The organism is Paenibacillus dakarensis, assembly GCF_001373415.1.
Taxonomy (GTDB): Bacteria; Bacillota; Bacilli; order Paenibacillales; family Paenibacillaceae; genus Paenibacillus_AQ; species Paenibacillus_AQ dakarensis.
The window spans coordinates 35,503-48,362 of record NZ_CDSE01000044.1 but is presented as its reverse complement, the minus strand read 5'-3'; the positions used below and the strand labels follow the sequence as shown (position 1 = coordinate 48,362).

General features: G+C 47.0%; 14 protein-coding genes. 6 read left to right on the top strand and 8 right to left on the bottom strand.

The genetic code is table 11. The annotated features are described in order from the left end of the window. Window positions 1–114 precede the first annotated feature (114 nt). Window positions 115–417 carry a YunC family protein gene (locus tag BN1234_RS12565; RefSeq protein ID WP_054957009.1) on the bottom strand — a complete coding sequence of 101 codons (303 nt, stop codon included), beginning with the start codon at window positions 415–417 and terminating at the stop codon, window positions 115–117. A 180-nt stretch (window positions 418–597) separates the two neighbouring features. On the opposite strand from BN1234_RS12565, the gene BN1234_RS12560 reads away from it, so the two are divergent. Beyond that, window positions 598–1,152, top strand: coding sequence for a hypothetical protein (locus BN1234_RS12560; RefSeq protein WP_054957008.1), 555 nt, complete (start codon window positions 598–600; stop codon window positions 1,150–1,152). Between the two features lie 69 nt (window positions 1,153–1,221). Here BN1234_RS12560 and BN1234_RS12555 read toward each other — a convergent pair whose 3' ends face one another. Continuing rightward, window positions 1,222–1,602: a DUF423 domain-containing protein gene (locus tag BN1234_RS12555; protein ID WP_054957007.1), complete on the bottom strand. Its 381-nt coding sequence runs from the start codon at window positions 1,600–1,602 to the stop codon at window positions 1,222–1,224. A 164-nt stretch (window positions 1,603–1,766) separates the two neighbouring features. Between BN1234_RS12555 and BN1234_RS12550 the strand changes: the two genes are divergently transcribed. From BN1234_RS12550 to BN1234_RS12530, 5 genes are all read left to right on the top strand, one after another. Further along, a complete protein-coding gene (locus BN1234_RS12550; RefSeq protein ID WP_054957006.1) occupies window positions 1,767–2,186 on the top strand; it encodes a hypothetical protein in 420 nt (139 codons plus the stop codon). A 216-nt stretch (window positions 2,187–2,402) separates the two neighbouring features. Next, the gene (gene yhbH, locus BN1234_RS12545) at window positions 2,403–3,566 is read left to right on the top strand and encodes a sporulation protein YhbH (RefSeq protein ID WP_054957005.1); all 1,164 of its coding nucleotides are present in this window, start codon (window positions 2,403–2,405) and stop codon (window positions 3,564–3,566) included. 440 nt (window positions 3,567–4,006) lie between these two features. Next, window positions 4,007–5,887 (top strand): acyltransferase family protein, encoded by a 1,881-nt coding sequence (locus BN1234_RS12540; protein ID WP_245640165.1) that lies wholly within the window; start codon window positions 4,007–4,009, stop codon window positions 5,885–5,887. A 239-nt stretch (window positions 5,888–6,126) separates the two neighbouring features. Next, complete coding sequence (locus BN1234_RS22760) at window positions 6,127–6,639, top strand: SEC-C metal-binding domain-containing protein (protein WP_054957004.1); 513 nt, start codon at window positions 6,127–6,129, stop codon at window positions 6,637–6,639. A gap of 44 nt (window positions 6,640–6,683) precedes the next feature. Beyond that, window positions 6,684–7,520 carry a sulfurtransferase gene (locus tag BN1234_RS12530; protein WP_054957003.1) on the top strand — a complete coding sequence of 279 codons (837 nt, stop codon included), beginning with the start codon at window positions 6,684–6,686 and terminating at the stop codon, window positions 7,518–7,520. Window positions 7,521–7,635: 115 nt separating this feature from the next. Here the strand turns inward: BN1234_RS12530 and BN1234_RS12525 are convergent, their stop codons facing one another. The 6 genes from BN1234_RS12525 to BN1234_RS12500 all read right to left on the bottom strand — a co-directional run bounded on the left by BN1234_RS12525 (window position 7,636) and on the right by BN1234_RS12500 (window position 12,860). Next, window positions 7,636–8,298, bottom strand: a complete 663-nt coding sequence (locus BN1234_RS12525) for an IS3 family transposase (RefSeq protein WP_156337207.1) — start codon at window positions 8,296–8,298, stop codon at window positions 7,636–7,638. Further along, window positions 8,295–8,618 (bottom strand): helix-turn-helix domain-containing protein, encoded by a 324-nt coding sequence (locus BN1234_RS12520; RefSeq protein ID WP_082423192.1) that lies wholly within the window; start codon window positions 8,616–8,618, stop codon window positions 8,295–8,297. The genes BN1234_RS12525 and BN1234_RS12520 overlap by 4 nt, the downstream gene beginning before the upstream one ends. A gap of 622 nt (window positions 8,619–9,240) precedes the next feature. After that, window positions 9,241–10,086: a sulfurtransferase gene (locus tag BN1234_RS12515; protein ID WP_054957002.1), complete on the bottom strand. Its 846-nt coding sequence runs from the start codon at window positions 10,084–10,086 to the stop codon at window positions 9,241–9,243. Between the two features lie 106 nt (window positions 10,087–10,192). Next, window positions 10,193–10,966, bottom strand: coding sequence for an ABC transporter ATP-binding protein (locus tag BN1234_RS12510; RefSeq protein ID WP_054957001.1), 774 nt, complete (start codon window positions 10,964–10,966; stop codon window positions 10,193–10,195). Window positions 10,967–10,987: 21 nt separating this feature from the next. Next, window positions 10,988–12,016: an ABC transporter substrate-binding protein gene (locus tag BN1234_RS12505; RefSeq protein WP_054957000.1), complete on the bottom strand. Its 1,029-nt coding sequence runs from the start codon at window positions 12,014–12,016 to the stop codon at window positions 10,988–10,990. 67 nt (window positions 12,017–12,083) lie between these two features. Next, window positions 12,084–12,860, bottom strand: a complete 777-nt coding sequence (locus BN1234_RS12500; RefSeq protein WP_054956999.1) for an ABC transporter permease — start codon at window positions 12,858–12,860, stop codon at window positions 12,084–12,086.

Here is a 12,860-nt window from a genome sequence, read left to right as displayed (position 1 = left end):
GCCTTATTATATGTAATAAGGTGTTTAACAATGTGCCCGGGTGAATATGTAACAGCATAATAACGAGAAAGGACGATTCCGCTCAGAATCATCCTTTTTTGTATGAACTGATAATTACAGCATTCGTATAATAGCATCTCTGCCCTTTAACCCGGGATGAACCCCCCACTTTTCCGCTTCAATTGTAACAGACTCAAGAGGCGCTTCAAGCAAATCCTCGAGCGTTCTGACACCGACAGCACGCCCGGCAATAATCTGACGATCCGCAAGTTTTTGATTAAGAAGCCCTACATCCAAGGCACCACACATAATATATCCTCGAGATGTATAAACAGCAAGCAAAGTGGTCTTGGGGAGCTTTACCTCAACACCCATGACGGTATGTCCCTCTATATCAATCGGAAGCAGCGTAACCATGAAACACCCCCTCTCAACCGGTTATGATCATGTGTATTCGGCAAAGAACGATATGGTGCAAACGTCACTATTTAAAAAGATTTTTATGAATTCAGGCATGACATTAGGTCTATGAAAATCCCCTATATATGGTATAGTTGTGGTTAGGAAAGATATTGAAAGCTGGTGAACCGTAAAACTATGAAAAACAGTGCAGCCCCAGATGATAACGGTTTTTTATTTAACGTTGATATTCTTGTTAAAAGCCCTTCCAACGCACTAGCTTTGCAACATTTGCTTGAGATGCTGAACCATACAGAAGAGGTCGTAGATTTTCGCGTAAAGTCAGGAATAGAGCTTGGAGAAATTATTGACAGCTTAATTCAGACTAAAAAACGCTCTGTCATTAGCAAGGTTTCCAAAACATCGACCTTGAATGATCCACCATCTGCCAAAAACGCTACCCCCTCGAAAAATACGGCTAAAGGCAATTCCAACCCCAATAAGGAATCGAAGCCATCAGTCGCAAGTACCCCGCAATCAGCCGAGAACGACCCTTTCGAATGGATTAAGATTTATTCCAAGGGCAATCGCTTAGTTCGACTTACTGCGAACCGTAATGGGAAGCAGGTAAGCTTACCCTGCCGAATTCTTAACTTCGATGAGATCGACCAGATCGTAAGTGTGTATCATGTTGATGAAAAACAGGTCTATACTTTTACCTTGAACGAAATTGATGAATTCAGCGCCAGCTAGAATCATAAAAAATACGGCTTCGCCTCTCCCTCTTCGGATATGGCAAGCCGTATTTTAATAATATAATCGTTATGCTTTCTTGTGGGACCAAGCCGATGACATAAGCATTAACCAGCCGGCAATAAAGGATACCCCGCCAATCGGCGTGATAGCCCCCAGCCACTTGATTCCGCTTACGCTCAGTATATACAGGCTTCCAGAGAAAATAATAATTCCTGCAATAAACAATACGCCTGCCCAGAATAGCTTTCTCGACTCACCGAACAATCCGGCCGCCAGCCCTGTAATAATAAGTGCGATCCCGTGAATCATGTGGTACTGCACACCTGTTTCATAGGTTGCGAGCGCATCCACACTGATTTTTTGCTCCAGCATGTGAGCGCCAAATGCTCCGATAGCAACAGACAGTGCCATGAATACAGCGCCCCAAGCCATAAATGTTCTCTGCATCTTTTGACCATCTCCTTCGACGTTCTAACCTTTAGTTTAACTGGCTGATACAGGTTTGTCACGGCGCCGCTTAATTGTAAAGCACTTGATTTCACGACCATTTTGTGAAAAATTAGTACAGATACCATTTACATAATGACTCATGAACAAGGAGCGAAGCTAGTATGAAGAAGAAGGCCCCCTCACTTCCTTTGAAGCCGAAGGATGTCTCAGAACAACCGAAATCCGCACCACCCTCGAAGGGACAGAAGAAAAAACTCAGCCTGGGACTCACATCGTTCATTCTCGCCATGATTACTTTAATTGCTTACATCATTCTGACTCCTCTGGGAACAGCAATGATTGAACCCTATTCCACTCCTGAAGGCATCGAGCAGCCATCCCAGGAATCACTTGAAGCGATGACATCTCTTGCCGCTATATTCCTCATTATTTTTTTTATTAACCTCATCGGCTTCATTCTCGGAATGGTAGGCTCCTTCTCCAAAAAACAAAAGAGATCCTACTCTATTATTGGTGCCATTATCAATGGTATCGTTTTGATAACCTTTCTGATTATGATCATCATGGTATGGAGCAGTTGATTGTTCAGACACATGATGACGAATATCCCTAAATGGCTTGTCCAATCCTGCATTCAATGTAGGCTGGGGCAAGCTTTTTTATAATCGGAAAATAGACCAAGCCGAAACAGGAGATCAGTCCCGCCACCCTCACATATCGACAGTAAGCAAGAATATAATGAAATACTACAGACCTTATAACGGAAGCAAAAGTCGAAAAGTGGGAGGTGCCTGTCCGTGAATAACGAAGAGTCCCTGTCGTTTGTTGTATCCCGTGAGGATTGGTCGCTGCACCGAAAAGGTTACCAGGATCAGGTTCGCCATCAACGTAAAATCAAGGAAGTTCTCAAGCAGAACCTGCCTGATCTCATTACGGAGGAGAACATTATTCTCTCCGATGGGAAACAGATCATTAAGGTACCGATTCGCAGCTTGGACGAATACCGGTTCATTTATAACTATCAGAAACAAAAACATGTCGGGCAAGGAAACGGAGACAGTAAGGTTGGCGATGTGCTGGGTCGTGACAGTTCTGAGCAGCAGTCACCGGGAAAAGGTGATCAAGCCGGAGACCAGCCTGGTCAAGATGTTATAGAAACAGAGATAAATATGGAGGAACTCGAAAACATGCTGTTCGAGGAATTAGAGCTCCCTCTGCTTAAACCCAAGGATAAGGAACAGCTTGAAACACAGTCGATCGTCTTCAACGACATCCGTAAAAAGGGCATTATGTCGAACATTGATAAAAAAAGAACCATTCTTGAAAATCTCCGCCGCAACTCGACCTCAGGAAAACCTGGAATTCATCATATCAGTCCGGACGATCTCCGTTATAAGACCTGGGATGATACCGTCATTCCAGAGTCAAGCGCGGTAATCATCGCCATGATGGACACCTCTGGCTCTATGGGCTCCTTCGAGAAATACTGCGCTCGCAGCTTCTTCTTCTGGATGACACGCTTCCTGAGACGTCAGTATGAAAAAGTTGAAATTGTGTTTATCGCCCACCATACAGAAGCCAAGGAAGTAACCGAAGAGGAGTTCTTCACACGGGGAGAAAGCGGGGGTACAATTTGTTCTTCCGCCTATATCAAGGCACTTGAGATTATTAATCGACGGTACCCTCCCGATCATTACAATATTTATCCGTTTCACTTCTCGGACGGTGATAACCTGACATCCGACAACGAGCGCTGTGTCAAGCTGATTGGAGAACTGCTTAAGGTAAGCAACATGTTCGGGTATGGCGAGGTGAATCAGTACAATCGCAGCAGCACACTGATGTCGGCGTATAAGAACATTAAGCTGGACCAGTTTTTGTTCCATGTAATTAAAGATAAGAGCGAGATCTACGAAGCCCTTAAAACATTTTTCCGAAAAAGACCAAGTGTAAACTCCTAGCTCATAATCACCATATGTTACTATTTATGCAATCATTTGTTTCACTTATATTTCATTAGTTTATGTTCTGTAAGAGCAGCACGCCAGATCACCTTAAATATCTTAAATAAACTCTGGCGTGTTTTAATATAAGACCCCCCTCTAAAGACAGCTAACAAAGCATCGTCACAACCGCCGGATTACAATTGATTTCAATACCGGGTTAGTCACAGAAATCCCCACGTTATGAACTGATTACTTTTACCATTTTGTCATTTTCTTTTCATCCTGCAGTGATAGTATTAATTTAAGACATCTTGTTTTGGAAAGGGAAGAATTCTACGTGCTCCAAATGACTAACATGAATAACAGCATCCAGACGTTTGTAAATTCCAACGCATCATACGTACCCTTGAACAGCTGCAACTTATGCATTTCAAATAAGACAGGGGTGATTACCTGTGTCTGATCCGATAAAAAAACAAAGCCGCTACATGCCGGGACTTGATGGTCTAAGGGCATTAGCGCTGTTCGGTGTAATAAGCTACCACTTCGGGTTTGAATTTGCTCCCGGAGGCTTCCTCGGAGTAAGCATATTTTTTGTTCTATCCGGCTATTTAATTACCGATATTTTAGCTTCACAGTGGCGTAATTATGGCCGGCTTGACCTTAAAGATTTCTGGTACAGAAGATTTCGGCGCCTGCTCCCCGCCATGTTTACGATGCTTGTCATCGTTGTTGCTTGGATTACTATATTTGATCACAGCCGGTTACCATCGGTACGCAAGGACGTCATCGGTGCCGCTGCATACATAAGCAATTGGCAATTTATTGTTCAAGATGTGTCTTATTTCGAATCTTTTGGTCCTCCTTCTCCGCTTGGACATATGTGGTCCCTGGCGGTGGAAGAGCAGTTTTACTTGCTGTGGCCTCTTATTTTGCTGGTCGGCCTGTATTTATTCCCGCGCCGCGGCCAAATGTTTTACTTTATCATGGTGCTTGCGGGAATATCCGCATTAACGATGGCTCTGATCTACGAGCCTGGCACCGACCCCAGCCGAGTCTATTTTGGAACAGATACCCGGGTCTTCAGTCTGCTGATCGGATCCGCTCTCGCCATCGTATGGCCCAGCTATAAACGACCGTCCACCACCTCGCCTATGGTCCGGATATGGTTAGACATGACGGGAACAGCAGCTCTTCTGGTTGTGTTATATATGATGTGGAGCACGGATCGTTACAATGTTGATCTATACCAAGGGGGAATGTTCATTCTATCCCTCGCTGCAGCCGTAGTGATCGCTGTTCTAGCTCACCCGGCATCACTCCTTGGCAAAATCATAGGAATGAAGCCGCTCCGCTGGATTGGAATTCGCTCGTACGGCATCTATCTTTGGCATTATCCAATTCTCATCCTTACGAGCCCTAACGGCAGCCCGATAGACAACAGCGTTCTGCGTACGTCATTACAGATTACGGCCAGCATCGTCCTTGCCTCCCTCTCTTGGAAATACATAGAGAAGCCTATAAAGCAAGGAGCAATTAAAAAACTATGGCAAAAAACACGTCATCCGCAGTGGCGGCTTGACCGGATATCTCTGAAAAGCATGGTCATCTCGTGCACTACCCTGTTCATGATCGGCATATTTTGCGCCGGGATGATGACCAGTGTTTCGGAAGCATCAAAGCACGATAATGCATCTTCTTTTGCAGGAACCGTAATGCCGCCTGAAGAAACCTTTACAACGCCAGAGACCAAAGCTCCTGAAACGCAAATCAAACATGATCCCGGCAAAAATACAACAAAGCCGCCTTCTCACAATGAAAAAACTTCAAACAAGACAACTTCATCTGAGGCAACTGATCCTGTAAGCGGATCGTCCATTACAGCCATAGGTGATTCCGTCCTGCTTGGTGTTGCGCCTTATCTGGAGAAACAGCTGCCTGGCATATCCATTGACGCCGTCGTCGGTCGTCAGATGGCACAGGCGGGTGAGCTTATCCCTGATCTTCAAGCGAGAGGCAAGCTGAATGGCGGAACCGTTATTATCGCACTCGGCACAAATGGGGCCTTCTCCAGTGAGAAGCTGGAATCCTTGCTTGATTCACTCAGTCCAGCAGAACAAGTCATCCTTGTGAATACGAAAGTCCCGCGGGATTGGGAGCGTAACGTCAACACCATGCTGTCTGAAATAAGCCGAAAATATCCGAACACCACACTAGTCGACTGGCATGCTGCGAGTAAGGATCACCCCGAGTATTTCAGACCAGATCGTGTACATTTAGAGCAGGAAGGTGCTGCAGCATACAGCTCCCTTGTAGTGAGTGCGGTCAAGAAATAATTGGAATGTACTATTCCCTGAATTTTCAACAAAAAAATGGATTAAATCAGGAATTATAGGCTTGTTCCCTCTCGTTCTAAAGAGGGTCTAAGCCTTTAATTTTGTCTTTTTTTATAATAAATTCTCGAAAATTCGAGATAAAACGGGGTCAACAGGTGGTCAAAATTTAGTTTATCTTTTATGATGATATAGGTAAGAGTTACTAACTATCTGAAACAACCAATTGAGGAGTGAGTTTTTTGAACAAGATAGGTAGAAATGATGCCTGTCACTGCGGCAGCGGCAAGAAATACAAAAAGTGCTGTCTTGAAAAGGACCGCAAGGCAGAAAGACAGCCTCATCATATCGAACCTTCCCATGAAGAGAAGCAGGCCTTGTTGAAAGCACCATCCAATATAACGGAGTTCATGGCTACGCTTAACAACATGAAATGGGATAACGAATCATATCGTCAACTTGCGGAAGAACTATTCCCGCAACTGTACAATGACTACGAGCATAAAGAAGATGAGAAATTATTCGTTCTTTATAACGCACTCATTATTTGGAATGGCTTCTGTCAGAAAGAATCACCACGTTTCCGTAAGCCAGGCGGCTTCAAAGCAGCCTTAGAGCAATTGTACACGAAAGCACTCGATATTTCGGTTACTCAGGCTGAACTTGCCGCTAAGTATGATGTGGCTGCAACAACATTATCCAAATCCTCAAATCAGCTCAGCGAATTTATGGAGCAGCTGGCTGTATCCAAATAAATAAGCTTACTATCCATATTCTATCTAAGGCGGTGCCGATCTAAATGAAAAATTTGGTGTCCATGAAGTGGCTTCTGGCCAGATTGTATGAACCGGATATCATTATTGTCGATTGCCGCTTTACACTGGGACAACCCGATGCCGGAAGGATTTCGTACGAGAAAGCTCATATTCCGCACGCGGTGTATCTTGATTTGGATAAAGACCTTTCTTCCCCGGTTTCCACGCATGGCGGACGCCATCCATTGCCGGATATGAACGTGTTTGCTGATACGGTAGGCCGTGCTGGCATCGATAAGGACAAGCGTGTTGTTATTTATGATGATCAGGGTGGAATGATCGCGAGCCGGTTATGGTGGATGTTGAAATATACGGGACATCCTTCCGTTTATGTGATGGACGAAGGCTTTACAGCTTGGTCACAAGCAAATTTTCCGGTAACAGCAGAGACGCCGGTTGTTATCCCGGTCCGCTATGAAGCAGAGCTTCAACCTGCTATGCTCGTTGATGTAGACACCGTTAAGCAGATCTCGAGTAATGGCTCAGCTTATCTGATCGATTCCCGAGAACCTCGCCGTTATGAGGGACTGGAAGAGCCGATCGATCCGGTCGCGGGTCATATTCCGGGGGCTGTGAATTTCTTCTGGAAGGATCTCCTGGATGATCAAGGACACTGGATCAGCTCAGAAGCCATTCAGGAACGATTCGCAGCTGTTCCTAAAGACAATGATGTTATCGTTTATTGCGGCTCTGGCGTATCCGCGTGCCCTAATATACTTGCACTGGACGAAGCTGGCTTCGGGAAGGTGAAGCTGTACGGAGGCAGCTGGAGCGACTGGGTCTCGTACGAGGAGAATCCGGTGGCGACTGGGACAGAATAACATGGAAGAACCCGCGTCATTGAAATGCACCCTGTCAAGTAGACAGACTAAAAAACAAAAATCATCCGTATTCAATCCCCTCGGTTATTAAAGCTGAGGGGATTATTTTCTTTAGTCAAGCTGCTCGTCGATATTCGCTAGGGAATTCATGCGAGGTATATTGAAAGCCTCTATCACTGTGCAAGAGCGGCTTAGCATCTGGGTTCCTTCTGTAAGCTTTCTTTACTGTATTCATAACGAGTTCATTGTTATTTGAATGGCTCAATACCCACGAAACAATAAAGTTGTCATATCCGTCAAGAATGGCACTTAGGTAGGCCTTACGGCCATTTCCGTACCTTAATTCTGTCACATCGGTGCACCACTTTTGGTTTGGAGCATCCGCTTGAAATTCTCGGCTCATGAGATTCTCAGCAATATGAAGGGTTGGGGCTTTCACATAATCTGGCCCCTTTTTGCGAATCACAGCCCTTAATCCAAGTGCACGCATGATGCGATAATACCGTTTGCGGTTGTAGTTTTTTTTAAGCTTACGATTCAACTGAGTACGCATTTGGCGATAACCGAGTATCCCCTTTCGTTTGTCGTATCGACGCTTTATATCCTTAGCTAGTGCAATATTTTCGAGTTCTCTGAAGGAGGGCGTCCATTTCAACCACTTGTAATATGCAGATCGGGCGATTCCTGCGAGTTCACAGAGCTTTGTGATCGCATATCCCATTTCTACATGCAGCTCCTTAATTGCTTGATAGAGGTCTACATGTCGAAGGAAGGTTATGGTGTATTTCTTCGCCGGATCTCTGCTAACTTTTTTGCAAGTGCATTCTCCATTTCAAGGTATTCATTACGTGCTTCGAGTTCCTTAATCCGAAGCTTTAATTGTTCCTGCTCATCTAGCTCTTCTAGCGTTTTTTTACGACCACGATGATCTTGCAAAGCTTCCTGCCCGTCGGCCTTATATTTACGAACCCAAGCGTACACCTGCTGGTAAGAGACGTGATATTTTTCGATCGCTTTCTGATAATCCAAATCATGAGCGAGGGTATATTGTACAATTTCAATTCGTTCTTCGTAAGTGGTTTTCCGTCCTTTGTTCATGGCTGGGATCCTATCCTTTTAGAGTTATTTTCGCTTTAGTGTACTTGGTTACATAGCGCTCAGAGTCAGAGAGATTCCAGATCAACAAAATTCTTTTAAGTTAGGATTGAGGTACGCGTTATGATATAGCTAAAATGATGGTTGGAATCATATAGATCCCCGGATCTTGTACTAGTTCTGTTCGTGTCCGAGATTTTCAAGTACGGCGCTCTTCTACAGGAAGAGCATGATTCGACCTTCTAAAAATGGAGTCTGACAAAAGTGCCGATTATTATACGCCTGGACCGGGTTCTGGCCGACAAGGCGACAGCTGTGAAAACGATTGAGGGGAGCCTATCCTCCCTTCAATCGTTTTTTCGGGAAAGCTTATCACGGGGCGGCTTGCTTCAACGGCAAGCCGCCCGTTCCCGATGCCGATGCCACCAAAACTAGGGATACCGGGAACGCCAAGTAAAGCGAAGCGAATTGCTCCTGAAGGCGGTCGTCCACTTGCTCCGCACGAAAGGTTGTTACGCACCAGTGTGCAAGCTGTTGACAGAAAAGCCACAAGAGGGCCGCAACAGTTCGCCCACCGGCAACCTGTCACAGCCCCAAACCCGCTTCCGACGTGGTCTCTTCGCTCCTACTCTTCTCCCGTCGCTATCGGGTTCTCCCCATACGAAATCCAATCGCTCCAACTCCCAGCATACAACTTCACATTGGTGAAGCCCGCCTCCTTAAGAGCTAGTACATTCGGGCAGGCCGACATGCCTGAGCCGCAGTAGACAATGATCTCCTGATCCGTCTGAAGAGATTGGAAGCGTGCAAGCTGCTCCTCCCGCGGCTTCAAGCTGCCGCTTCCCTGAATGCCGTCCTTCCAGAAGGCATGAATGGCACCCGGAATATGTCCTGCTGCAGGATCAAACGGCGCTTCCTCCCCGATATACTGCTTGAAGTCCCGGGAATCCACCAACACGGTGCCGCTTCTTCCTAATGCCGCCTTCACCTCATTCACATCAGCGAGCAGCTCGGGCCGAATCCTGACCTCAAAGCTGCTCGGCTCCGGCTCGACAGGTATTTCCGTGGTCACCGGAAGTACGGCAGCCTCCCATCTGGAATATCCTCCATCAAGGATGTAGGCCTCTTCGTGACCAAGGTAGGTCAAGATCCACCACAGCCTTGCCGCCTCGGGCCTCAAGTCATCATCATAGATGACCACCAGCTGCTTTCGGTCTATCCCCAGCTTGCCGAAGAAGGCAGCCAGCTGCTCAAGTTCAGGTAATGGACTCCTCCCACCATGCTGCTGGACGGATGCTGACAAATCCTTTTTCAAGTCAATAAAAATAGCTCCTGGAAGATGCCCTCTCCGATATGCGTTCTGCCCATAATCAGGATCACCGGATGAAAATCTGATGTCCAGGAGAACAAGCGAGCTCTCATCCGCTCCTATTCTATCAAGCAGCCACTCCTGACTCACAATATGAGACATCCGCACATTTCTCCTGTCTGATTAGATTTATAAACACTTGTTCAGCTGATGATCAACTAATCATGATGCTATATTAGTCCAGCTGATTGGATTCCCCTGAAAGAGCTCAGATCGTAAATTCCAGATCTTCCTCCGTCTTCACGTCATAGATCGCCGAATAGATATTATTCTGCAGCTTCAATAGCCCTACATCATCCCGCTTGCGCGGGCGAGGCTGAGGGATGCCAAAGATACGGTGGATTCGCCCCGGCCGCGGCGACAGCAGCACCACCCGGTCTCCGAGGTATACTGCTTCCGACACGTCATGAGTGACGAATACGACCGTTTTCTTCTCCTCCTCCCAGATCTGCAGCAGATCGTTCTGCAGCTGGAGCCGCGTCAGATGATCGACCGCACCGAACGGCTCGTCCATAAGCAGCACCTCCGGATGCCCGGCCAGCGCTCTCGCAATTCCTGCCCGCTGCCGCATCCCGCCAGAGAGCTGATGAGGATATTTCTCCCCAAAGCCCTGTAAGCCTACCATCTGCAAATATCTATCTACACGCGATTTACGTTCGGCCTTGTCCACGCCTGCAATCTCCAGGCCGATGCCTACATTTTGCTCGACCGTCCGCCACGGATAGAGAGACGGATCCTGAAATACCACGCCGGACTTGCGGTTTGGCCCCTTCAGCTGCTCACCCTCCAGCAGGATTTCCCCCTCCGTCGGTGCCTGCAGACCAGCCAGCAGTTCAAGCAATGTGCTCTTTCCGCAGCCGCTTGGACCCAGGATGCACAAGAATTCGCCATCCTGAACTGTCAGATTGATGTCTTTCAAGGTCACTGTGGGCACATCTCCATCATAGATTTTGGATACCTGTTGCACCGTAAAACCAGCCATGTTGTTCCCCCTCTCTTCAAGCTATGGTTGTGGTATGAATCGAAGGTCCAGAAGCTCCTCTACCTCATAAATCTCATCCTGGAAACCCAGCTTTTCCTGTATCTGCTGCGTTTCATTCAGCGCATCCACATCTACATTCGGATTGTTCTCCCATAGAACGGCTTCCCGCTCCAGTGCCAGGTCCAGCACCTCTGGATCAATGTCTATGTTTTTCAAATAGTAAGCCCTGAACTCCTCCTCATTGCTCTTGGCATATTCCTGTGATTTAAAATACGCACGAAGCAGCTTCTCCACGAGCTCAGGGTTGTCTTTCAGAATGCCTTCCCGCGCTGCGAGTACCCCCGTATGGAAATTCGGCAGGTAATCCCAGCCTGTTGCAATAATAGTGCCTTTCCCTTCATTCTCCACCAGGGAGGCAAAAGGCTCATGAATAATCGTCGCATCCACCTGCCCTGTCTCCAGACTGGCGTAAGCCGCCTGATGAGTGCTGTTAGCAATGAAGGTAACATCATCTGCGCTGACCCCATGCTCTTCCAGAATGACTCTTGTGTACACCTCCAGCCCGCTTCCGAAATTGCCGATGCCTATATTTTTACCTTTCAAGTCCTCCACCGTCTTAATCTCAGGTCCAGCGATCAGGTAAAACGGCCCCTTGGTACGGAACATGGAGGATACGATCTTGATCGGTGCTCCCTTCCCCGCTGCCACGACAGCTGTCGTTGTCGCTACATCGACCACATCAATGTCCTTGCTATTGAGCCCGGCGATGGGATCCTTCGTCGAAATAAATTCCACATCAAGACCTTCCTCTTCAAAAATACCTTTCTCCGCACCGAACGATACAGCAAGGCCGCTAACACCGCTCAGGGGTGCATAACGTATCTTCTCCAGCTTGTCTCCGCTGGCTGAAGCTTTGGACCCGCCTGCTTCATTCAAAGCGCTGCCGGTCGTTTGATTACCAGCATTGTCGGCACAGCCTGCAAGTATAGAGAGCAGCAGTACGGCTACCACCATAGTCACTGCGGGTTGCAATCTATTTTTTCTATTCATCTTCCACGTCCCCCTCTGACCAATATTCAATCTCTGACGAATTCTCTTATGTTACGAATCCTTGCGGTTACGAAGACTTCCATCTCAAAAACACTCTGCGCTCAAGCAGATCAACCAGTGAAATAATCAACACCGATATGATCGTTACTAATACCACAATGCCAAATGCCTGCGCCGTATTATACAGCGAGGTTGCCTTCACCAGCAGATTGCCAAGGCCATCTTTACTGGCCAGCATCTCACCGAACAACGCCCCCACCAGTCCCGAGGCAGCTGTGATTCGCAGGCCAACGAATATCGTTGGCGCCGCAGAAGGCAGAATGACCTTCGTAATGGTCTGATATCGGTTCGCCTCGAAGACGCGGACTACCTTAAGATGATTCTCCTGAGTCTGCTTGATGCCGGTAATCGTATTCAATGTGATCGTAAAGAAACAGAATAAAAAAACAATGGCAATCTTATGTGTCATACCGATCCCCAGCCACAAAGCCAGCAGCGGCACAATAGTTACTTTAGGAATAGCCATTAGCGCGGACAGATACGGACGGAAGAACTGCTCTGCCCACGGCACCAGCACCAGGAACATGCCAACTCCGATCCCCGCAGCGACTGAAATGCCATATCCAACCGCAAACTCTACGACCGTGACATAAAGATGCTTGAATATCTCGCCATCGAGGAAAAGAGCTAACATCTCTTTGCCTACCTGCGAAGGTGCCGGCAGATAGAGATCGCTGATCACCTCTATTCTTACCAGCAGCTCACAAATGCCAAGCAAAATGACCAAAAGGCCAATTTGGCCAAGTAGTATCCCGCGGAATTTCTTCGGTGTTCGCCCTGCCAT